The organism is Paenibacillus sp. SORGH_AS_0306 (assembly GCF_030819345.1).
Taxonomy (GTDB): Bacteria; Bacillota; Bacilli; order Paenibacillales; family Paenibacillaceae; genus Saccharibacillus; species Saccharibacillus kyungheensis.
Genome location: NZ_JAUTBP010000001.1, coordinates 4,109,949 through 4,133,695 on the forward strand (window position 1 = coordinate 4,109,949; position 23,747 = coordinate 4,133,695).

Sequence of the window (23,747 nt, forward strand, 5' to 3'; positions counted from 1 at the left end):
TTAGCTATTTTCTAATATTAAAAATAAAAAATGATCTTAGTTGCTTTGTAGAATCTGTTCTTTTATAATCAACAGATTTTGAAAGTATTCTTCACGATCTTCATGTGAAAAGCGATCTTCATCTTCTGGAAATGTTAATTGATTGGCACGAAACAACGCTATACACTCTTCTAAGAATACAAGAACAGTATGCTTGACTTCAGAAGCCTCTTTCCATGTATCACTTTTTACACTCACTAGTGATTCTAATAATTCTCCATCACCTAAATACCCTACGATAGGATTTACTTTTAGCCTTTTCAATGCCTCTGGAGTAACTGATTTTATGTATATTTGTTGCCTGATCATTTTAGCTAAATCTCCGTTACTCAAATCTTTTAGCTTGGTAGCTAGAATAGTCTCAAACCAAATAGAAAGAGGAATCCGTTCGTCTACCTCATGAGGTTCTATAAATCCCTCTAAAGTACCTATCTCATCAATAGTCAGTTCGCTTACGTTAGATATCATATGTCCTTCTTGGTTGTTAACAATCGATACGAAATCTGTTTTGCTACAATCAAAAGTTCTACCTCTTCAGAATATTCTTCAGCTACAAACTTAAAAATGAAATGCGAACGTTCTACTTTTAATTTCAAATTCATTTGTGTTGCTTCTTCTCCATCAAGTACATATAGAGATCCATTTCTTGTATCTGTATTCCAATCCATTAATAAAGACGTAAAGAAAATATCCTTGAATCTAATCTCAATTTCTGGATAAGTGAGACTAAGTCCACCTTGAATAATAATTTCATTTTTTATTAAGCTTATGACTGTAAAATCAAACCACAACTCTTTCTCAATATATTTATTAATTTCTTTAACGATTTGTTCAACTTCATGCTTTTCCATAGTTAAAGTTCCTTTAGTATTTATTTTTGGATAATATTATATCTATTTTCAAATGTATAAATTTACATATATCATTTCTCTTTATCTTAGACGGTGATGTTTTAACTTTGTACTCTATAATTTTAAAAAAATATTATAATTTTTTATTGAAAACTAGCTACTACAATCAAAGTGTATGTAGCTAGTTTTCAATATATTTTATTATTTATTCATATCAATATTTCAATTTTATTCAAGATGTTTATATGAATATTTTTGAGGAGATTTAGTATAGTCATTTAAGCTGATACAATCTTCTATATCAAAATTCATAATGACTTTCCCTGTAGCGTATAATTGTAATTCGTACCATCCATTTGGCCAATCTAATTCGCCACCAAAATAATAGCAATGAGAAGAAATTGCAGGAATAGCTGCCCATTTTCGTTGTAAAGAAATAGTTTTATCCTTAGAATCATAAAGAAACCTGCTATCATTTTTAGCATAGAGACCTACATCTATCTCCCCACCAATCACTCCTTCAATCCTAACTTTTGTCATTCCAGCTATATAAAAATCTTCTGTAGACCATCTTGGATCTATAATGATTTGTGATTTAGAATCTGAGAATTTATTGAATAGAGAAGGTGTAATTACCAAACCCCAAATATTAAAATTAACAACATCTGATAAGTAAGAAGTCGCATGAAAGTCACTCCATGTTTCTGAAGTACCTACGAGGTTTTCAAATAATTCGCCTGTTATATCAAAATCATATCTCATGAATCATCCTCCTAACTTTCGTAAATTAATCTGCTTCATTGTTTCAGACTTGATTTCCTTTCCATTACTTGTAAAATTATTATATTTATAAACGCCTTTTGCTTCACTTCTATAATAGTAGTTTATAACCCAATATTTTCAATTGATCTAAAGTGGCATTATACAACTCTTTAAAATAAGGATTTGATTTTGATCGAAGCATTCCATTCTTTCAAATCTACATCTATAGGAGGTGCAACTACGCTAGAGGGTGCAACTGGAGTGCTAGAAGAAGAGGGAGTTTCAGCATTTGCATAAGAAGGAGAATATATAACATTTAAAATAATGCTGTTGTAATCACCTTTGGTTACCTGTTTACTAAGTAGATTTCCGTTACCATCATAGCTAAAGACTGTTTTCTCTGTAGTGGTTGTTGTAGAAATGAGTCTTCCATTACTATCATATTCATATAGTTTGTTAGCATCGGCTAATGCTATAGATGTAGCACTAACAAATAAAACAGTTCCTATATATAAAAAAGTTAATAAGTTAGCTATTTTCGAACTAAAAATTTTCTTATTTTTTTCTCATATAAGCTTTTATTTTCTCTTCTATGCTTAATTACAAGTCCGACTATTGAAAATTCAACCAATCACTCTTGATATATGTATCTCCCTCCAATATCCTCCATATTAATTTCCGATACTTTAATATATATATATAGATTTTAGAAATCAATATTACAATTTTGATATATAATTTTAATACTTTTGTTATTTACTTTTTTACATATATGTGGATAATTATCAGCGCAAATTTGCACAACTAAATTCTTATAACAACTAATTAATAATATCAAATTTATTATCTAATATTTATAAAAATTATATTAAAAATCTATATATGGATTTATTTATTTTAATAATGTATGAGTATCCTAATTTAAAATAGATTAAGATCATTTAGTTCATATATCACTCGTTAGAGAATAAATTCAAACAAAAAAGGATACACCCTGATACAGGCATATCCTTTCATATTTATTCAGCATAGCTAATCTGAATCTGACCGAGCAGTTCTTCTACTTTGTGCTTGGCGGCTATGGGGGTAGCGGCTTCGACGATAATGTAGCCGAGACGGTCGTCTGAACTGCGGGCGATATCGACATCGCTTCCTGCTTGCACATCAATCTGATAACGCTTCACGTTTTCGTGATGTAGATGCTCTAGTCCAGTGATGGTACGCACTGTTCCTTTGCGATCTGCGACGAGGTAACCTATAGCGGAGGCTTGATACTTTTTCTTATCAATATCTAATGGCTGGGCGAGATATTTCAAAATCGTTTCTTTAAATATATTGATCCCATACGCATTGACGATCAGATCAGACGTGATATTGTCTCCACCTGGTCTACCGTTCACTTCAATAATCTTAGGGCCATCCTGAGTGTATTTGAGTTCGACATGAGTAGGACCGTTTTGGATACCGATCGACAATACCGCTTGCTTCGCTACATCAATAATCTGGTCACGTTGTTCTTGATAAATCGACGACGGGAATACATGCAACGTCTCCACAAAATAAGGCAAATCCGATGTATGCTTTTCTGTGATTTCCGCAAAAGCAATCTCACCCTGACTGAGAAAGATTTCTACGCTAAATTCAGGGCCAGTCAGATACTCTTCGATCAGGTATTCTTCTCTGACTTTGAAGTCCATATACGTTGTTTTGAAATCGATAATCTCACGGAAAGCATCGCGTAAGACGCTCTCATTTTCAACAAAATATACACTCTGACTGCTTGCCGCATTGGTCGGCTTGAGCACTACCGGATAGCCGATCCGTACTGCGGCGATAACCGCTTCTTCACTATCTCGCACGACAGCGAACTTAGCACTAGGTACGTTATCTTTGAGAAAAGCTTGTCTGGCCAGATCTTTATTCCGTGCATTCGATGCGGCTACAAAAGATGTTCCGTGTATGCCCAGACGCTCGCCTGCTTCAGCCGTCACCGCAGACGCATAATCTGTAGCTGGAATCAGGGCATCGAATTGACCGTGATATGGACTATTGACGATCGCTTGATAAATCGATTCTGCATCTCGAATATCTGCCACAAGCAGATCGTCGTATAGTCCTTCATAGCCGTATAATTGTGGATTATCTGCGGATGAAGCGATCACGACCACTTCACATCCTAATGCTTTGGCTTCTTTTACAAAACTGACTCCGTAGAAGCTAGGTTCTACAAATATTATTCGTTGGTTTGCCATGATGGATTCTCCTCATTTGCTAACATATGAACTTGCGTGGAAATAAATATAAACCCGATCAGCCCTGCAACCATTAACACACTCATACATAAGAATCCGTATCCTGCTCCAAAACGGTCGATCACGAATCCCATACCAGATGAACCGCCTGCTTGAATCAATAGTGATATGCCTGTCCAGACTGCCATCGCCCGTCCCATAAAGGCTTTTTGTACATTTTCCATTAAGATGGTATTCATCACAATTCGAAGTGAAGAATTACATAATCCTAAGAAAAGGCTTCCTAAATACAGTAAAACAATCGTTGTATTCAGATATAACGAAAATAAGTCGATCGTAGCGATGAAGAAGAACAACAATACCATCTGTTTATTCGATATTTTGGGAATCATCAGCGATACAAGAAATCCAGATACCAGTCCACCGATTCCATAAAACATATCTGATAATCCAAAAGTAATACTGTCACTTTGTAGCGTTACATTCACGTAAGCAGGCAATACCACGTTATACAGCATCGTTACTGCTAACGGCACAATCGAGATAATACCTAGAAAAAAGATCGTTTTGCGCTGACGCAAAAAGCCAAGCCCTGCGCGAAAACTTTTGAGAAAGCCTTCTTTGTGTGAAGGATTCACAATAGATGTATATTTAATACCGGATAACACTATACTGCTAATCAGGAATACCACAATATTGATAAACAAAATCACTTCAAATCCATAATATTTGTAAATGATCCCTGATACCGCTCCTGCGGAAAACATCCCGACCTGTAAGCTAATCTCGATAAAAGAGTTCCCATTAATCAGTACATCTTCCGGCAAAATCTCTTGAATCAAGCTACGAGAAGCCGCCATATAGATCGTCCATCCAACACCATTGATCACCGCAAATAAATACATTAATGGCATACTAAATCCTTGTACAAAAAACAAAACAGCTAACAAAATCAATAAAAAAGCACGCAATAGATACGTCCACAAAATCACTTTTTTACGATCAAAACGGTCGGTAATAATTCCAGCCAGTGGTGACACCAGAAATCCGGCAAGCACATTAAAAGTAAGCAAAAAGCCGACATATTGATTCGAGCCTGTCTGTGCTAATACATACCAGTTGGCTCCAATCGTAGCCATCCCAACGCCAAAACCCGAAATCACATCTGAGATTAGAAATTTACGAAATTGTGCATTTTTTAATATGGATAAGAACATAGTGGGCTGCCTTCCTTGACCTCATAGATAAATTGCGTAAGCTTTTCCTTCGTAAAGCCTAGATATTCCAGCACATCTTCATGACTGCCCCCATACTTCGGCCACTGTTCATTCGGTGTAAACGAATACACCTGCTTATGGGGTAACAACAGACTAAGATAAGAACCGACACTACCTGACTGACGATGTTCTTCAATAACAATAATTTGTGCTGCGCTACTTTCTATTTTTTGCAAATTTGAGATCAATGACTGTTTATCTACATAACACAGATGTAGATGATTGAGATGGGGTTGCTCTTTTTTCAATTGGATCGCCATTTCAGTCGCTTGTTCACCGATAGAAATGAGGGCAATAGGCGCATCTTCGATCCATGCACCGTCTACAGTATATTGATCTCCTTGCGCGATCGAAGGTAGACTGTCAAATGACTCGTTACGAGAAAGACGAATATAATATGGTTGCTCTGATATTGCCGCTTCCCGAATCACACGTCTTGTTTCTTCTTCTCCATGCGGACAAGCGATTTTGATATTTTGAAAAGTCTGAATCACAGCAATATCTTCTAATGAATGATGGGTTGTACCGAACCAGCCGCCTGATACACCGCCATAACAGCTCACAATATTGATATTTTTGTGCATATAACCCATTGCTAGCTTGATATTTTCGGCACAGCGCAAAGCGACAAACGGAGCAAACGTTGAAAAGAATGGCTTAAATCCTCCTTCCGCCAGACCCGCACAGAGATCGACCGATGTCATTTCAGCAATCCCTAGATTGAAAAAGCGGTCAGGAAACTGTTGTGCAAATTGATGCTTTTTGCCGCCTAGATCGGCTTCAATAGCGACAATGGTCTGATCCTGTTCGGCAAGCAATGTCAGTTCATCTTTGTACGCATCTCTTCCTGAAAGACTCATCTTAACGCCTCCTTCCATTTGTAAGCTTGTGCTTTACTAATTTTGGCATAATGTGCGCTTGGATTGCCTTCCATCGCTTGGATTCCTTTACCTTTGATCGTATTCGCCAGAATAACAAGCGGTCGATCTCCTTTGGATTCCAAAGCTTGTGTAATCTGTTCGATATCATGACCATCAATCTCCTGTACATCAAATCCAAAAGCACGGAAGCGATCTTCCAGATGAATTAACGGTGAAATATCTTGCACCAGACCATCATTTTGTCCACCATTCACATCGATAATATAGATAAAGTTAGTAATCTGTTTGGAAGCAATCACTTGCATCGCTTCCCAGCAACTACCTTCTTGAAGTTCACCATCCCCACTAATTACAATACTGAGTCCCGATTCTTGCTTGAGCTGTTGAGATAGCGCCCATCCTGCTCCATACGCTGGCCCATGCCCCAGACTCCCTGTCGCAAAAGAGATATGGGGAAGCAGATAATTAGGATGCCCTGTAAATAGCGAATCTTTGGCTCCATAGCTATCCGCAGGATTATCTTCGATCAGATCTAACACATATAACGTGCTATACAGCGCTGCCGCCGCATGCCCTTTACTCAAAATAATCTGGTTACGGTCATCTTTTCCATATAAAAAATAGCTGGTTAACAACAGATCGATCACAGACAGACTGCCTCCGATATGACATCCTACTTCAGTTGCCGCAATATCTATAATCAGCTTGCGGGCTTGAATCGTATGTTCATGTAACTTGCTCTGTGTTAAGGGCATATACATTCTCCTTACTTTTCGAAGAGATCAAAGAAAACCATGTCTCAATGCTCTGACGTAATACTTTGCGACTTAACCGTACTTCTTCGATATCTAGAAATTCTTGATCGGTATGATCCAGACTGGCATCTCCCGGCCCAAAAGCAACCATCGGAATATCTGTCCATGTAGTTGCCAGTGTATTCATATCACTGGTTCCTTTTTTCATCAAAAAGGTAAGTTTCTCATCCAGTACTGTGCTTGATCCACGGACAAAAGATTTGACCAATAGATCTTTGCGCGAATTCTGATACCCCGGTGTATTCCGCAAGATCTCTACAGTGCTATCCGCCCATTCTAATGAATGAATGTCCTCTATATATCCGGCACGAGCTTGAGGCGATATTCTAAAATTCAACGTCGCTGAAGCACTGTAATGACCTCCACTATTCTCTGCTTCAATATCTACGATGGCTGATAAATGATCATGATCATATTGATCAATGATTTCTCGTAAATGAGTCGCCAGTTGATACACTTTGTCGATCGAACTGACACTGTCTTTGCCTGCGGAATGCTGTTGCTTTTGCACAACATGTAATTGTAATTTGAGCAGCCCATAATAGCCGAGGGTTAGATTATGTGTTCCGCTGGGTTCACCGATAATTACTGCATCAGCTTGTACATGATCTCGCACATAAAATGCACCTGCGGAAGAAGAAACTTCTTCTTCCACCGCTCCGATCACGATTAAACGGGCATGATCGGGAACATCTATCGTACGCAATACCTCTACAAAGTTGATCAGGCTTCCTTTGGCATCTACACTTCCTCGTCCAGAGACACGCTGCTCATGAACAGCGCTTTGCCAGACATAAGGAACCGTATCGATATGACCGAGTAGCAGTAACGTATGTTCACCATTACCTTTGGTCAACACAATATTGCCTGCTGGATCAATCTCTGCATTAATCTCAGCCGAACTCACCCTTTCTTGCAAAAATTGAGCAAGTACTGCTTCGTCTTTGGACACCGAAGGGATACTGATGACTTGATGAAGCAGTTCAATATCTGGAGGAATATGTTGTCCTCTCCAGAACCATGTTTTGCCTGCTCCATACAATGTATGAGGACCTGTGATTGCAATATCAGCGATCCCTTGATCGAGAGCAAGTTCTGCGGCTCTTAACTTCTGCTTCATTCTGCCTGTGACTACAATCTGTTCGGCTTGCGGATAAATATCACGAATCGTCGAAGACGGATTGGCAATATCACTTAATATGCCTGCGGTGCTGGTTACAAAGCGCAAATGACTTGCTTCTAGCGCAATCGCTAAATGTGCCGCCAACATGTCTGCATCAATATTGATATACTGCCCGATCTCTGGATCATAAATAGGAGGAGACAAGCAGACCACATCATACGTATGTAGCAGTTGATTCAAAAGCTGTTGATTGGCTGATCCATAACTTCCATATAAGGAATCTCGTACAATCACTTTTTTGTCACCTTTACGTACTTTCAAAGGTTTACCTTGCTTGCCTTGTACCCATCCATGATCACCTGCACATTGAGTCAGCACCGATAATCCATAAGCTTGTAACTGTTGTTGGACAGGTTCAAAAATATACTCTGCATACGCTTGTCTAATCGTATTCATCGCTTCTGGCGGACAATAGCGGACTTGATCACCATTATCTAGCGTCAGAAATCGGACTTCTTTTTGCAGATCAGCAAATTTGCGTTCGATGGCATCAGCTCCACCGCTAATGAGTAGAATTTTGGCTCCTTGTTTAGAAAGAGCCGCAATTTCTGCAAAAATCGTTTCACTTTTACCAATAGTGCTACTGCCTAACTTGATCACATGCAGATTGTTAATCACGGCCATATCCCCTCACTTTCGGTCGTCAAACCCGTTGACTCTGGAATTCCGTAGTAGATATTGGCTGCTTGAATCGCTTGTCCGGCAGCCCCTTTGATTAAGTTATCGATAGACACAAGACTCAGACATTTGCCATCTCGTACAACAAAGCCTGTTTCTGCATAATTGGTTCCATGCACCGTTTTGATCATCGGTCCGGGTGAAGCTTGACCGGAGTAACGGATAAACGGCTTGGATTTATACGCTTGAAAAAAAGCTTTTTTCACATCCGATTCATCGACAGACGGTTTGAGTACTGAATAAGCGCTGACAAATATGCCACGTGCCACATCCAGACTGAACGCAGCAAATGAAATATCGACAGGATGTTCGCTGTATGTTTTGGCAATATGATCAATCTCAGGAAGATGACGATGCTCGAATCCTTTGTGCAATCTAAAATTATTAACTCGATCAGCATGCGTTTCTTTACTGCTTTTACCTGCTCCACTAGAGCCTGTTTTGGCATCAATAAAGACATGCCCTTCGATTAACGAATGAAGCACCAACGGATAGATCGCATAGATCGAAGCAACCGCCATACATCCAGGCAGATTGATGACTTTGGCATTGGGATCAACTGTCGATATTTCGGGAATATAATAATGACTTTCCGCTTGTACAGATGTTGCCAAAGATGCAGGATAGTAGCGTTCCAACACGTTGTTATCTGTAAATCGATAATCACCACTAATATTGAAAATCTGCTTCGTATGATCCAGTACATCGGATAGGTGACGGGGCAAGATACCGGTTGGCAACGCCGAGAAAATAAAATCGCATTCGTCGGTGAGATCAGCCATTTTTTGATAGGTTAATTTCGGGTTCACTTTGCGATACAGAAAAGCTTTATGTGTTTTTTCGACCGGTATGCCTGCTTTGGATTCGGAAGAAATAAAAACCACTTCAAAATACGGATGAGCGCTCAATAAGCGGTATAATTCTCCACCAACAAATCCATTTCCACCCAGTATGCCTACTTTGTACGTCTTCATCCTAAGCGGGCATCTCTTTCATAAGGTGGCTGAACATTCAGAGTACGCGCAAACGTAGCGATTTTTTCGATATTTTGATCCAACTTTTTGAAGGCCAGCTCATAGGATAACAACTTTTCATATTCGACAGGAGAGCGCAATTCCCGGCAAATCGCAAGTGTAGTATTCAGCATTTCCAGTGTATTGGGAAAGTGTTCTAATCCATAAGGTAATTCATCTTCTTGATATAGACTAAACGGATATTGATTACCGAATCCTTTTTGATTGATAAAAGGAAGATGACGAGGGATCGGCACATTTTGCCATTCTCTTGCAAACACGCCTTCTTCCATCAAAATCGTCTGAATCGCTTCTTTCACCTGATAAGGAGGAATTCCGGCAAAAGCAGGCAGATTCACATTGATCTGAAGACGGAACATATTGAAGCTGTGCTTATACCCTTCTGGAATATAAGGCCCTTGAAATAAAGTGGTCTGATTCAATGTACGGATCAAATGTTGAGCATTGCGCTGACGAATCGCATCGTAATAAGGAAGTCGTTCCAATTGACTGATCCCGAACGCCGCTGCGATCCATGAGATATCATAATCGATCCCTGAATCTTGCAGAAAATTCAAAGCACGCTGATAATCTTCTTCTTTTTTGAAAAAGGCGATACCGCCTTCGCCACCTACAGGGAAGTTTTTGTCTGCCATCAGACTTTGCCCTGCGGTATCGCCCAAAGAACCGCATAACTGACCATTGATCGAAGCGGAATGAGCATGAGAGGCATCTTCCACCAGCTTCAACTGATACTGATTGCAGATCTGCTGGATCGCTTCAATATTGGCAGGCAGACCATGAACATGCACAGGCATAATCACTTTGGTACGTGGTGTAATCAATTTCTCGATCTGGGTCACATCAAGGCAGTACGTGTGTGGATCAACATCCGCGAAGATAGGAATACCTTTGGCGGCAACGACAGCTTGAGCAGTTGCGATAAACGTAAAAGCAGGTAGAATCACTTCGTCTCCTGGCTCTATCCCTGCGCCGATCAGTGCCAGATGTAGACTGGATGTACCGCTCGCTGTCGAGATCGCATAATTAGCGCCTACATACTGACGGTATTGATCGGTAAATTCTTGAATCACTTCTTCCGGTTGCTTTTGAATCGAGATTAACATTTGTAGCACATCTTCTTTGGTGATATTCGGAAAAGTTGTTTTGCGACCTTCACGTGGCAACACCGCTCGACCGCCATCAATCGCTAATTCTTCATAAGCCCATGTTTCTTCAGGAATATCCAGTAAATAATGATTAAAATCAGTCTTCATCTTGTTTATCCCTCCGTAACAGTGACAGTTTCACACAAGCGCCTACCAGCGGACTGAGGCGATAATTAAATTGCACCCCAGGCTGAATTTCAAATTCTTGCTCGGTCTGTGTCCACATTGTTCTCAAGTCAAAGGCTCCAAATATTTTTAATCGTTCTGACTTTTTATACAGCGGTTCTTCATTGGTGAGTAGAGTAGCCACAGGGCCAAACGATAGTCCGGTAAAATTCACTACGATCGCTTTGTCCTGACTATGTTGCTTCAGCAATGTATCGATATCTTTTAGATTTTGCCAATCGATATCAATAACGGTGTACGCCTGATCTAATCCCTCAATCAATTCAATTCCTAACCATTGCGCAAATTTTCTTTCCTGCGGAGCCGCTGAATGAGCAAGTGTAGCCTGGCTACCATGCACAATATCCTGTCCCCAGAGCGCTCCATGAATAGCGGCTGTGAAACTGTTGTATAATGTGACATACTTTTTGCCCGACAGCTTGGATAATGTACTTTCTAAGCCTTTCAGTTCTTTTTCATTTTTTTCGATACTCATAATAATTCCGGTGTTAAGTACACGAGCTAATACAAACGAGATTGAAAAATAATCTTTTTGAGACACTTTTTGCGGTGCTTGTTCAGATATTTTGGCTAAAGACATCAATCATTCTCCTTTTACACAGCATCGATCACGATTATCAATAGATATGATCGTCATCGTATGTTTATGGCTATACTGATGATTTGACGTGTATCCATTCTGGCTGGACATTCAGGCAAGACTCAGCGATAGCTTTGGCAACATCCACTTTATGAATCAACCACGATTTGGCGAACTCTGGGTTCTGATTCACTTCACAGACCATATAGATATTACGGGTATGATCGTAAAATAAATCCAATCCATAAATACCTTCTCCGATAGCATCAATAAGTTGTTTGCTGATTTCTTGTATCGGTTGACTCACCTTAATGACATCAATCTCGGCTCCCAGATGCGTATTAGTCAACCAATTATCGTTAGAGACACGTTTGAAAGCAACAATCGGTTGACGATCTACAATAACGACACGAATATCATAGTTCCCTTTATCTACATATTCCTGTACCAGTACCGGTAAAGCTTTACCTTGAGGGTCAAGAGATTCTCTAGCCGAGATCCATGCATCCAACGCAAATTTACTATTGATTAAAGTTACGCCTCTTCCCCATGATGAACTGACAGGCTTAATCACAAAGCGTCCATCAAATCGTTCCAGATATTCGTACAGCTTTTCAAACGTAAACGCAATCGCAAAGTCCGGTTGCGCGATTTGGTTTTGCTTAAAAATGATGGCTTGAAAAGCTTTATTGGTACAAATTTTGATCGCTTCATACGAGTTCAATGTTTTGACTCCGGCTAACTCAATATATTGCGCCCGCTCTAACGCTTTGCTCTGCGACAAGCAACGAATAAGAGCGACATCGTAGCGCCGAATATTTTCGAGTTCTAATTGCATCGAGTCTGTACATACATCAACTTCTATTCCAGCCTGTAGCAAATAATCATAAATTCGACGCTCTTCTTCACGCATTTTGGTTACGCAAAACAGCAATTTTTTACGAGGATATGAATTTGACATTATTCACCCCAATCTTCTTCTACTTCCGGAGCAAACACTAGATTAGGTTGCTCATTGATCCATTGAAATTCATGTTCTTGCCCGCATTCCTGGCATTCTACAATTTCTCCAGTTACGGTCTGTTGATCCACTTCAACTTCGGCATTGCATGTTAAGCATTTGGCTGCACTCATTGTACACTCTCCTTAATATGTTGTAGTTGTTGATTGATTTGTTTGGCCTGATCCAGTGCAATATGGTCTTGCAAAATATCATCAGGCTTATTGCCAATCCCGATAAGATGACCCTGTAGATCAAGTTCTAGAAATTCAGCAATATATTCAAATTGTTGTACTGTTGGCAACCCTTTGCGATAAGGATCATCGCCACCGACAATAATCAGAAATACTTTTTTGTGCTTAATCTTCGCTTGAAAATCCGGTACAATTCTCATGGATTCTGACCAGCGATCGATAAAAGCTTTGAGTTGAGCAGACAAACCATACCAGTAAATGGGTGAACTAAAAACAACATAATCCGCTTCTAAAAAAGTAGGTAATAAACGATCATAATCATCACCTAAAGGTACAAATCCTTGCTCACTATGACGCTCATCCGTGATCAATTGAATCTGATAATCACGCAAAGCGATTTCTTCAAACGGTAGATCTTGTAACAAATATTTCGCCAGTGTAGAAGCATTCCCATCTTCTCTTGAGCTTCCATCAATATGCAGAAATTTCATAATTCCCTCCTTTGTTCAGATCATCATCATCACAGCAATTTTATCCTTGTAATCGATACTCAAAAAGGATAAATAGGATTTCCTAATTGCGACTATTCACAGTATCTTACTATGGTATATGTTTGTCAACTATTAATACTTTTTACTTTTTTTTACTTTATTTCATTGTTAATATAAGTTATTTCGCTTCCTTAATTCGGATAACAACGATTTAAAGTCGTCTATCAATAATGATAGATTTTTTCTATAATTGCTATTTTTGTCGGTTTATCAGTGAAATTGTAAAACAAAAAACAGCCTTCTCTATAGAAGACTGTTTACCTATGGAATATTCTATAAGACGATCTAATCTTAAATTCGTTTGGATTATTTTCCTAAAAACTCCCTTGTAAATCGAAGCCATTCGCGTGCGGCAAAGGAGAGATAGCGATCTTGATGCCAGATCATGCCTAGTTGCCAGGGGATCGAGGGGTTCACAAGTGGCAAGATGTGCACATGATCCCGGCTAATCTGCTGACAGATCGTTTCGGGTAATAGGGCTACCCCTAAGCCCGCTCCCACCATTTCACTAATCAAATCCCATTGTGAACTTTCATAGATCACCTTCGGCTGGAAGCCTGCCCGTATACAAGCATCTATAATACGACCATGCAACGTAAAGTCTTCACTGAAAATAATAAATGAATCTTCTGCCAGCGCGCTAAGTTCAGCGCAATCTTGCTGTGCAAATCGGTGATGATTAGGCACTAACAGATTCAACTTTTCCTCGGTAAACGAAAAATGATTCAATACATTCTCGGTCACAGGCAATACCGTAACTCCAATATCCAGTGCGCCATTGGCTACATCTTGCTCCACTTTTTTTCCGCCATTTTCAAAAAGCTGGATGGTTACATCAGGATACAACTGATGGAACTTTCCGATAATTTGTGGAAAAAATCGTGATCCGATCATCGGTGGCAATCCGATGCGTAGATGCCCTGTTTTGAGATTGCGCAGATCGTCCAACTCGGAAGATAGATTTTGAAAAGACTTTACAATAATGCGAGCCTGATGCTGGATTACTTTGCCTGCATCGGTTAATTCTACTGTGCGCCCGATGCGATTGAACAGCTTGGCGCCTAGTTCGTCTTCTAATGAACGAATCGTTTTGCTGATCGTGGGCTGTGTAATAAATAGCGCTTCTGCCGCTTTGGTAAAGCTTCCTAGTCTGGCGACTTCCATAAAATATTGTAAATGCCGAATATCCATGTCACTTTCCTCCTATAGATAGATGGAATACATTTCATGCCATATATGAATTTTACCTATGAAAGAAACAGATGTAAAATTTTCATATAAACAATCATTGGTAGTCAATTAAGAGAGAAGGTTTTATATAGATGAAGAATATCATGAAAGGAATACTTCAGGTTGCTGTGCTGATGGGATTTTCTGAACTGTTAAATGTGTTGGTACGCTGGTTGCATCTTCCTGTACCGGGTAGCATTATCGGGATTGCTATCGTTTTTATACTGTTACAGACCAAAGTCATTAAGCTCGAATGGGTAGAGCTTGGAGCGAACTGGTTGCTTGCTGAACTGCTGTTGTTCTTTATTCCTTCAGCGGTCGGTATTATGAATTATATCCCGATGTTAGAACATGATGGGGTACGGATTGTCGTTATTGTTATACTCAGCACGATATTAGTGATGGTCAGTTCAGGGTTACTTGCTGGAACGATGGCTAAGCGGAAGGAGCGTCACGCAGGATGAATACTATATTATTTTTATTACTAACATTGTTAATCTATATGGTCACCAAACGAATATATCGCCGTTTTCCGCGTGTCTATCTGTCTCCACTGCTGATTACACCGCTCGTTCTGGTGATTCTTTTGCTCACTATTCATGTACCATATACAGCTTATAATCAGGGTGGACAATGGTTATCCCGGCTACTACAGCCTGCTACAATCGCTTTTGCTATTCCTTTGTACAAAAATATTCAAACACTTAAAAAGCACGCGGTTGAGATTGTATCCAGTGTTCTATTCGGTTCGATTGTAGCGGTGACTTCTTCTGCATTATTAGCGAAGCTATTACATCTGGATAACGGTCTGATGAGCAGTATTATTCCGCGCTCGATTACAACACCGATTGCGATGAATGTGTCTCAAGCTATCGGCGGTGTTCCTACCGTAACAGCAGTGTTTGTGATTATGACCGGATTGATCGGTACGATTGTAGGTCCTTTTATTGTAAAATGGTTACGAATCGATGGCGAGATTGCACGAGGAATTTTGTTCGGTACAGCAGCACATGGTACAGGAACTTCCAAAGCATTTGAGCTTAGTTCTTTAACCGGTACGATTTCTAGTATTTCGATGATTTTAGCAGCGCTATTCACACTCGCCGCTACTCCTGTATTAATGATGATGATGCTACCTTAAAAGGTAGCTTTTTTTGTGTTTTATATGTTTATAGTGTTATATTAATGATAGAAGTTTGAATCTATGTACAGATCGGTGTATGATAACAAAGTAAAGGTTACATATTTTTTTTATATCCTTCCTGTCAATCGATAAGCAGGATAAATTCGCTCAAAATGATTCCTAATATGAAGATAAACAATTATATATTTAAATGAATTTTTATACAATAATTTCAAATTTTATATTTTACTGTGTATTTGCTTTTACATTAAAAACACTCTATTTTGTTGAATTTTGCTATGAAAAATTTTATTTTCAAGTTAGAAAATAAGCATCTTAAACTGTTTTAATGCATAATTATGTAGTTAACTAAATATCAGAACTATATTTTTTATGTTAAATTTGTTCCTTATCTGTACATTCGATGTTACTATTACTGTATGCAAATCAGTTATTAGAAAGTAAGCACACTTACTTTTCTAATTACTTTTAATTTCTCTCTCATAAATTTGACCAAGCGGAGGAACTTCTCATGAAAAAAACCGGTATGGTCCGTCAGCTGGACAGTCTAGGACGAATCGTTATTCCGAAAGAAATACGGGACACTATGGAAATTGGTGTAAGCGATCCTATGGAATTCTTTATTACAGAAAAAGAAATTATTTTTCGGAAACATAAAGGAATTCAATGTATCTTTTGCGGAACATTTGACGATCTAATCTATTACAAAGATCAATTTATTTGTGGAGATTGTACAGAACAAATGGGTGATGAATCTCAACATATCGCACTCGAAGATATGCCCAGTGCGCCAACACCTAATCGCAACTTACAATCTTCTTTACGCAAATCACGTAGTAAACGGGGGGAAATGCTGACTAAAGTGGAAGATACGATGAAAGCTAATCCAGAAGCGACGCAAAATGAATTGGCTCGTATTCTAGGTATTTCTCAAAGCCGTATCTGCCAGATTCAAAAAGAACTACGGGCAAAATAAATACCAAAACCCTCTCTGTAATCTAGAATGCAGAGAGGGTTTTTTATTGTGTTATATCGCTTATTACAAGTCTAACTACTACAAAAATGAACTGAGGATATAGATAAATAACGAGCACTTATTGCTTCACCCAGTACTGACTTCCATCATCTAACCGATCCATAAATCCATACTCAATCATATAACGACGTAATGTAACATAATCGGCATACGAACGCTTTAGAACCGCATTTACTTCTTTTTCTGTATACTTTGTACCCGGATTGAATCCGTTCATGAGATGACGTAAAATCACAATTTTGCGCTTTTCTTTACGCGGAAACTCTGATAATGGTCCATCTAATCCTTCTTTGAAATATTGCTTCAAAATGTCCTGACTTTCTTTCTCTGTTACTGCATAACGTTCATCCACCATCGTAGCGGTGCGATGTACAGATACCAATGGAGCTGGATCATTTTGCTGTTCTTCTAACAACTCCATAATCGCTAAAAATACTTTGGCTTGTTTTGTTTTCTCTCGTAATGCAAAGCGATGATTACGAATAGTCGATTTACTACCTCCGACTTCCGCTACAATTTCAGTATCTGAACGCCCTTGATAAAAAGATTGCACCATTCCACTTTGAATTTCTGTCATACCTGTCCACTTTTTATCCAGCTCTACCAAGTATGAAAACATCGACGTATGGTGTTGTTGAATATAATGTTGCATATAACGCTCTGCTTCGTAAAAGACTCCTTCTTCCTGGTAAATGACTCCTTTCTCACATACCATCCCATCGATCAGACAGATAAACCGACCTAATGAATGATTATCTTCTTCTAGCACATACCCTCGCTTCAAATCGGTTAATGAAGCTCGCCAGAACCGATCTGATATTTCCTGATTTTTTTCCATTGTCTAGTCTCCTTCTAGATAAATCTTATTTTCGTCTACTTATTACATAGATATTATATGATTACGTTTATACAAAAGCAAACATTATTTAGTTTTGTCTATATTTTTTTGTTTATGTATATTCAATAATTTTAGATCATTATCAATTAGATCTATATACATAACAAAAAAAGCTACCTGTATACAACGAAGGTAGCTTTGCGAGATATATCACAAAATCATGTTAAAAGTATACTTAGGATCAACCTGAAATCTATTTGTTATTTGCCCATTCTAATATTTTTCACTGTTCGTTGTTCTAGCGAAAAATTGGAGTAGATTCTTTCTCCACCTTGACCTGTAGGCGCTTGTGGCAATAAACCCACTTTCACTTGCTGATCGACAGGTAAATAAAAGAAGCGCACCATATCAAATCGCACTCCATCTAACGAATAATGAAAAGCAAAAGATTGTCCAACACGTGCGATCTGAAGCCATGCAGTATTGCCTTCTACATTATTTCCGTTAGCATCATCTGAGAATGTATTGGTGATTACACTGACGATAGAATGCGTATAAAAATCAGTGTATTCAAAACATAATTTCGCCCAGAGATCTACATCTTGCATCATCATAATCGAAGCAGAGTCATATACATCTTGAAAATCATGTTCTACTTGAACACGCATCACAAAATCACCGGATACTTCAGTAAAAAAGAAAGGCGCATTCGTAAGCGATTCAGGCGTAATGCCTTCTTCCGATACTCCGCCATGGTTACAAAAGAAATCACTTTGTGCAGGTGCATGCAAAATCACCTTTTCTTCTTCAAAACGTATACTACTTTCATTCAGCCAATTGAAGTTGGCGAAATTGGTCTTTGGCATCGTAGTCTCCTTTTGATATGTATTGTTTTTTCATAGCATAAGATAGCATTGTCTATAGCTACTGTCACTGTATTTTTGTACACATAGCTCTTTATTCCCATGCTTATAATAACCAAAAAACACCGACACGATCATAGACGCAGATCGTGTCGGTGTTTATATACAGCAGATAAATCGAATAACAAATGAAGATGCTATATCCTAATATAGATATTAACGGGTAATGGTATTCGCTACATTGCGAGCTCTTACCGGTTTGGACAATAGATAGAATAATGCAATTCCGAAAGCAACTACGATAATTCCGCCACCTACCCAAGCATTGATAGCGATATTACCTGTATTTTTGATCAATACGCCACCCATCGCTGAACCGACAGCAATACCGATTTGTAATGCTGAGAAGTTAAAGCTTTGTTGGATATCAGAAGATTCCGGTGCATATTGGATCAAGTAACTTTGTTGAGCCGGAGCAAGAGCCCAGCTTAGTGCGCCCCAGATAAACAAGGCAATCGGGAAAATATACACGTATTGACTAGCCATTGGTAAAGTAAACATAATCACAGCGAACACGCTGACTACAAGCAAAATACTTTTTTTACTACCTAGACGATCTGATAATGCTCCACCGATCATCCCACCGCTTACAGCTGCAATTCCGAATACAAAGTATACGATACTGATCCAGTTCGAGTTAAGGCCCATCATCGTTTCAAGGAAAGGTGTAAGGTACGCATATAATGTATAGTGCCCTGCTAATGTAAGCATCGTTACGAGATGAGCACTAATGATTTTGATATCTTTGAGTGAAGCCAGTTGTTGCTTCAATGTCTGCATACGTTCTAAAGGAACATGATCCATAAACAGATGCACAACCACCATTGCGACTAATGTTAAAACAGCAATGGCTAAGAACAATACACGCCAGCCAAATGCTTCTTCAGCCAGTACGCCGAAAGGCAAGCCCAGTACGATCGAAGAACTAATACCCATAGAAATAATACCGATAACACGTGCCCGGTATTCGGGAGCAACGATTTTTACTGCAATCGTTAAAGACAGGGTTACAATCAGCGAACCACTTGCCGCTGTAATAATACGAGATAAGAACAAGACACCATACGTCGGGCTCCAAAAAGCAACCAGACTACCCAGTGTAAATACTAACATCGACCAGAGGTATAACTTTTTCCGTTCCACCTTAGCCGTTAATGCTAGTAATGTTGGTCCAGAGATCGCATAAACAAGCGCATAGATCATAATCAATTGCCCTGCTGTACTTACAGATACATTTAGATCAGAAGCGATCTGTGGCAATACACCACCGATAATCAACTCAATCAGACCAACAGTAAATGTAGCAATCGTCAATATTAAGACTTTGAAATTCATATCTATCTTCTCCTTTGTTCTTGATGTCAGCAAGTGACTTGCGTCTATTCCATCAGTGTCCATAGAAGTTTGAGCTCGTAAAGACGCAAAAAAATCCTGACTACAAAAGATGGGTGCGACGAGCACACTTAATTTTGTAATCAGGATTGTTCGGTTCCTGGTAGAGACCCTCAAACCATATTATTGAGGTTATACATTATACATCAATGAATTTTATTTAGTTAGGGTAAAGCTTACAAACCTATAACAACGTCTACTACTGTAATTGATTATGGAAGAAATTTCAACCCCTATTCTTTAAAATTAAGGCTTTTTTCAAGCTTTTTATGCAAAATATGATGAATAAACTTTATTTTATTGAATAATCCTGTACTTCTGGAAAATATTCGAGATTTTCCGTAAAATATAACCTTGACGATCAATTGTGCTCGTTATATGCTACATAATGAAATCGCATTCAAAAACTTATAACGTTATCGGCGTGTTACCATATAATGGGCATGAGCCAAGCAACGAATACCAGATGCTGTAGAACTTTCTACACGTTTATTATTCGTGACTTGGCTCTTTTTTGCGTGTTCGCTGTTGCTCGATGGAATAGATAAGCGAATAGGGATGTAAAGGAGGCTCACCACATTGAGTAAAGAAAGTATGTTGCTATCGATACAGCGAGTTGTCGGCAACAATATTGTGATGGCTTTTGATGAATCTACAGATATCGAATATGTATTGCTAGGTAAAGGGCTTGGTTTTGCCGCCAAAAATGAAACTACCCTTTCTACTGATGATGATCGTATTGAAAAGCGCTTCCGCTTGGAAGATCGAGAACAATTGATGAATCACCCTAGTTTTTTTGAAGATATCGACCATAAAGCGATGGAAGTCTCTGATCAGATTATCCAAATGATCGAACAGCGATTCAACAAAACATTGCATAACAAAATCTATCTGGCTTTGCCAAGTCATATCCAATTCACTGTGTATCGAGTGCGTCATCATATGGAGATTACCAATCCTTTTCTATATGAGACTCAAGTCTGTTTTCCGCAAGAATACGAAGTGGCTTTGCAAGCTTTGCAGATGATCTGTAGTGCTTTTGATATTAAAATTCCTGAAGACGAAGCAGGCTTTCTCACTTATCATATCCATTCGGCTGTCAGTCATGTGCCTGTAGGACAATTGGTCAAAATGTCTACTTTACTAGGTAAATTACAAGCGATGATCGAACAGGAAAAACAGATTACTTTTCAACAAGGAAGTATGAATCAAGTCCGCTTAATGATCCATCTACGCTTTTCGTTAGAACGGATTGTACAAGGATCTTTAGTAGAAAATCTGCTTATTCAGCCGATACGAGAACAGTATGCTGAAGAATATATACTGGCGAATAAAATGAAAGTAGTAATGGAAAAAGAGCTAAATGTCTCGATTCCAGAAGATGAGGTATGCTTTTTGACGATGCATCTTTATCGGCTTTTTCGTACGTATCAGCCTTAATCTGGCTGCTTATAGAATGATAAGTCGCATACTTGCACAGCGAAGATATAGAATCATTTTCTATTTTGGTTGTGCAGTAGGTATACATGATACATCTATCATATTTATTTAAGGGGGATTACCAATGTTAGGATTTTTGCAAAAGATTGGGCGTTCTTTAATGCTTCCAGTCGCTACACTTCCAGCAGCCGCTATTTTACAAGGTCTGGGATTGTTGAATTATGAGACTGATATTCCGTTAGGATCAACAGTCGGAGGATTTATTAATCACTATATCACTCCATTTTTGACAGCAGGCGCAGGAGCCATTTTTAGTAATCTGGCACTTATCTTTGCAATCGGGGTAGCGATCGGAATTGCTCGCGATGCAGTAGCTGCGTTATCGGCAGTAATTTCGTATCTGATCTTAGTCAAAATATTAAGTATTGTACCTATGATATTCGGTTATATTGGCGATGATGTTAAATTAGACATGGGCGTACTCGGCGGGATACTGGTCGGATTATGGTCAGCGTATCTATACCAACGCTTTTACAATATCAAATTGCCTGAATGGTTAGGGTTCTTCTCAGGTAAACGTTTTGTACCGATGGTTACTGCATTTACGACTATCATTCTTGCTACATTGTTCGGGATGATCTGGAGTCCTATTCAAGACGGGATCGCGATTTTTGGTACATGGGTTGTAGGGCTTGGCGGTATTGGTGCTTTTATATTCGGTATGGCGAACCGTTTGCTCGTTCCGATCGGACTGCATCATGTATTGAACTCGATCGCTTGGTTCCAGATTGGTGATTATACTAATGCTTCTGGTGAAGTGGTACATGGCGATCTAACACGCTTTTTCGCAGGCGATCCATCAGCAGGAATGTTTATGTCCGGGTTCTTCCCGATTATGATGTTTGCTTTACCAGCGGCGGCGTTTGCGATTATTCATACTGCTCGTCCAGAAAAACGTAAAGCTGTAGCTTCGATCTTTATCGGTTCTGCGATCGCTTCGTTTTTGACAGGGATTACCGAGCCATTAGAATTTGCATTTATGTTTGTAGCACCTGGATTATATCTGGTACATGCTATTTTGACAGGTCTATCCGGTCTGGTTATGTATTTGTTAAATGTTAAATTAGGATTCGGTTTCTCAGCAGGTCTCATTGATTATCTGGTAAATATGAAATTAGCTACCCATCCACTGGTTATGATTCCTGTAGGACTTGCTTTTGCAGTCATCTACTATACATTGTTCCGCTTCTTAATCGTGAAATTCAATCTCAAAACGCCAGGTCGTGAAGATGATGAACCTGTTGCTAATCTGGAAAAAACACCTTCAGATTCGTTGACACCCACTGCGGCGATTAGTGCACAACCTGAGATTAATGCAAATGATAGCCAAGCGGCTCAAGTGTTGCATCAACTAGGCGGTTCACCAAATATCGAAAGTATCGACGCTTGTATTACTCGTCTGCGTCTGGTGGTTAAAGATGATCGTCAAGTCAATGATGCAGAACTTCGCAAGCTCGGAGCGGCTGGCATCATGCGACTCGGACAAGGCGCTGTACAGGTTATTTTCGGAACCAAATCTGATGCACTCAAAGATGAAATTAAAGATATTATGGGCGACCATTCATAATCGTTTGAACAAGATCGTATCGTACCCATAGACTTTATAACATATAACAATAAGATCTATAACAAAAAGCAGATATTCTCTTTTATAAGAGTATCTGCTTTTTATTATGGATAATTGAAAGTCTCTGTCCAAAATCGGGTAATAGAGAGTTACTTATCTATACAAAGGAGTTCTTAGTATGCCTGAGAAATTTGATTATACGTTAGACTATACGAAGCTAGATCTACGCAAACAGCCTGAATTATATCGAGTCGGTAAAGGCGAGCAAGGTGTCTTAATGGTTGAGCCCTACAAAGGTGAAATCTTACCGCACTGGCGCTTCAAAACGCCTGAGATTGCTACCGAATCGTCCGAGAAAATCTATGCGATGTTTCTGGAATATAAAGAAAAAGACGATTTTATCGGGATGGATATGGCTCGTAAATTTCTACAAATGGGTTATACCCGCGCACGTCGTTACACCAATCACAAAGGTGGGCGCAAATATGATGAGAACGGTGAGATTCTTCCTTATACCGATGATCCGATCAAAGCCGAAGCCGCTCGCATTTTCAAAGTGAAATGGGATGAAGCCAAAGTAGATCCCGATTATATCCGTATGAAAAAAGAACATCAGCAGAAATACGGCTGATGTTCTTCTAATCGTTCATGATATGATGGAGTATAATTTCACACTAAAGGAAGCT

At 39.0% G+C, this 23,747-nt stretch carries 24 protein-coding genes and 1 riboswitch; of the genes, 6 read left to right on the plus strand and 18 right to left on the minus strand.

The genetic code is table 11. The features are described 5' to 3' along the window. Positions 1-36: 36 nt before the first annotated feature. The 15 genes from QE450_RS18170 to cidR form a co-directional block, all read right to left on the minus strand. On the minus strand, positions 37-507 hold the full coding sequence (locus tag QE450_RS18170) for a contact-dependent growth inhibition system immunity protein (RefSeq protein WP_307301087.1): 471 nt from the start codon (positions 505-507) through the stop codon (positions 37-39). Next, positions 504-890, minus strand: a complete 387-nt coding sequence (locus QE450_RS18175) for a hypothetical protein (RefSeq protein WP_307301089.1) — start codon at positions 888-890, stop codon at positions 504-506. Before QE450_RS18175 ends, QE450_RS18170 begins: the two co-directional genes overlap by 4 nt. Before the next feature lie 228 nt (positions 891-1,118). Beyond that, on the minus strand, positions 1,119-1,652 hold the full coding sequence (locus QE450_RS18180) for a hypothetical protein (protein ID WP_307301091.1): 534 nt from the start codon (positions 1,650-1,652) through the stop codon (positions 1,119-1,121). A 1,019-nt stretch (positions 1,653-2,671) separates the two neighbouring features. After that, on the minus strand, positions 2,672-3,904 hold the full coding sequence (locus QE450_RS18185; protein WP_307301093.1) for an ATP-grasp domain-containing protein: 1,233 nt from the start codon (positions 3,902-3,904) through the stop codon (positions 2,672-2,674). Beyond that, positions 3,886-5,121, minus strand: coding sequence for an MFS transporter (locus QE450_RS18190; protein ID WP_273613940.1), 1,236 nt, complete (start codon positions 5,119-5,121; stop codon positions 3,886-3,888). Before QE450_RS18190 ends, QE450_RS18185 begins: the two co-directional genes overlap by 19 nt. Continuing rightward, on the minus strand, positions 5,103-6,041 hold the full coding sequence (locus QE450_RS18195; RefSeq protein ID WP_307301096.1) for a transketolase family protein: 939 nt from the start codon (positions 6,039-6,041) through the stop codon (positions 5,103-5,105). Before QE450_RS18195 ends, QE450_RS18190 begins: the two co-directional genes overlap by 19 nt. Next, complete coding sequence (locus QE450_RS18200; protein WP_307301098.1) at positions 6,038-6,817, minus strand: 1-deoxy-D-xylulose-5-phosphate synthase N-terminal domain-containing protein; 780 nt, start codon at positions 6,815-6,817, stop codon at positions 6,038-6,040. The genes QE450_RS18195 and QE450_RS18200 overlap by 4 nt, the downstream gene beginning before the upstream one ends. After that, positions 6,789-8,684, minus strand: a complete 1,896-nt coding sequence (locus QE450_RS18205) for a M20/M25/M40 family metallo-hydrolase (RefSeq protein ID WP_307301100.1) — start codon at positions 8,682-8,684, stop codon at positions 6,789-6,791. The genes QE450_RS18200 and QE450_RS18205 overlap by 29 nt, the downstream gene beginning before the upstream one ends. Next, positions 8,675-9,712, minus strand: a complete 1,038-nt coding sequence (argC, locus tag QE450_RS18210; RefSeq protein ID WP_273613944.1) for an N-acetyl-gamma-glutamyl-phosphate reductase — start codon at positions 9,710-9,712, stop codon at positions 8,675-8,677. Before argC ends, QE450_RS18205 begins: the two co-directional genes overlap by 10 nt. Then, positions 9,709-11,028, minus strand: coding sequence for a DegT/DnrJ/EryC1/StrS aminotransferase family protein (locus QE450_RS18215; RefSeq protein ID WP_307301103.1), 1,320 nt, complete (start codon positions 11,026-11,028; stop codon positions 9,709-9,711). The genes argC and QE450_RS18215 overlap by 4 nt, the downstream gene beginning before the upstream one ends. After that, positions 11,018-11,686 carry a degT/DnrJ/EryC1/StrS aminotransferase gene (locus QE450_RS18220; RefSeq protein ID WP_273613946.1) on the minus strand — a complete coding sequence of 223 codons (669 nt, stop codon included), beginning with the start codon at positions 11,684-11,686 and terminating at the stop codon, positions 11,018-11,020. Before QE450_RS18220 ends, QE450_RS18215 begins: the two co-directional genes overlap by 11 nt. Positions 11,687-11,756: 70 nt before the next feature. Beyond that, a complete protein-coding gene (locus QE450_RS18225) occupies positions 11,757-12,647 on the minus strand; it encodes an ATP-grasp domain-containing protein (RefSeq protein ID WP_273613947.1) in 891 nt (296 codons plus the stop codon). Next, positions 12,647-12,820 carry a lysine biosynthesis protein LysW gene (locus tag QE450_RS18230; protein WP_273613948.1) on the minus strand — a complete coding sequence of 58 codons (174 nt, stop codon included), beginning with the start codon at positions 12,818-12,820 and terminating at the stop codon, positions 12,647-12,649. Before QE450_RS18230 ends, QE450_RS18225 begins: the two co-directional genes overlap by 1 nt. After that, positions 12,817-13,371: a flavodoxin family protein gene (locus QE450_RS18235; RefSeq protein ID WP_307301105.1), complete on the minus strand. Its 555-nt coding sequence runs from the start codon at positions 13,369-13,371 to the stop codon at positions 12,817-12,819. Before QE450_RS18235 ends, QE450_RS18230 begins: the two co-directional genes overlap by 4 nt. A gap of 366 nt (positions 13,372-13,737) precedes the next feature. Further along, a complete protein-coding gene (gene cidR, locus QE450_RS18240) occupies positions 13,738-14,622 on the minus strand; it encodes a cidABC operon transcriptional activator CidR (protein ID WP_273613950.1) in 885 nt (294 codons plus the stop codon). 131 nt (positions 14,623-14,753) lie between these two features. On the opposite strand from cidR, the gene QE450_RS18245 reads away from it, so the two are divergent. The 3 genes from QE450_RS18245 (at position 14,754) to QE450_RS18255 (ending at position 16,781) form a co-directional block, all read left to right on the plus strand. Further along, a complete protein-coding gene (locus QE450_RS18245; protein WP_273613951.1) occupies positions 14,754-15,125 on the plus strand; it encodes a CidA/LrgA family protein in 372 nt (123 codons plus the stop codon). Next, a complete protein-coding gene (locus QE450_RS18250; protein ID WP_274171612.1) occupies positions 15,122-15,802 on the plus strand; it encodes a CidB/LrgB family autolysis modulator in 681 nt (226 codons plus the stop codon). Before QE450_RS18245 ends, QE450_RS18250 begins: the two co-directional genes overlap by 4 nt. A gap of 514 nt (positions 15,803-16,316) precedes the next feature. Then, entirely contained in the window at positions 16,317-16,781 is a 465-nt protein-coding gene (locus QE450_RS18255) for an AbrB/MazE/SpoVT family DNA-binding domain-containing protein (protein ID WP_273613952.1), read from the plus strand. A 118-nt stretch (positions 16,782-16,899) separates the two neighbouring features. On the opposite strand, the gene QE450_RS18260 is transcribed toward QE450_RS18255, so the two are convergent. The 3 genes from QE450_RS18260 to QE450_RS18270 form a co-directional block, all read right to left on the minus strand. Next, a complete protein-coding gene (locus QE450_RS18260; protein ID WP_274171611.1) occupies positions 16,900-17,679 on the minus strand; it encodes a DUF2087 domain-containing protein in 780 nt (259 codons plus the stop codon). Between the two features lie 260 nt (positions 17,680-17,939). After that, positions 17,940-18,545: a DUF1349 domain-containing protein gene (locus tag QE450_RS18265; RefSeq protein WP_307301109.1), complete on the minus strand. Its 606-nt coding sequence runs from the start codon at positions 18,543-18,545 to the stop codon at positions 17,940-17,942. Positions 18,546-18,758: 213 nt separating this feature from the next. Next, positions 18,759-19,937 carry an MFS transporter gene (locus QE450_RS18270; protein WP_273613955.1) on the minus strand — a complete coding sequence of 393 codons (1,179 nt, stop codon included), beginning with the start codon at positions 19,935-19,937 and terminating at the stop codon, positions 18,759-18,761. Positions 19,938-20,054: 117 nt separating this feature from the next. Continuing rightward, positions 20,055-20,154: riboswitch (purine riboswitch) on the minus strand. A 419-nt stretch (positions 20,155-20,573) separates the two neighbouring features. Here QE450_RS18270 and QE450_RS18275 point away from each other — a divergent pair. From QE450_RS18275 to QE450_RS18285, 3 genes are all read left to right on the plus strand, one after another. Further along, entirely contained in the window at positions 20,574-21,434 is an 861-nt protein-coding gene (locus tag QE450_RS18275) for a BglG family transcription antiterminator (protein WP_273613956.1), read from the plus strand. Positions 21,435-21,558: 124 nt separating this feature from the next. Further along, positions 21,559-23,061 (plus strand): N-acetylglucosamine-specific PTS transporter subunit IIBC, encoded by a 1,503-nt coding sequence (gene nagE, locus QE450_RS18280; protein ID WP_307301113.1) that lies wholly within the window; start codon positions 21,559-21,561, stop codon positions 23,059-23,061. 178 nt (positions 23,062-23,239) lie between these two features. Further along, positions 23,240-23,692, plus strand: coding sequence for a DUF4385 domain-containing protein (locus tag QE450_RS18285; protein WP_204826092.1), 453 nt, complete (start codon positions 23,240-23,242; stop codon positions 23,690-23,692). Positions 23,693-23,747 lie beyond the last annotated feature (55 nt).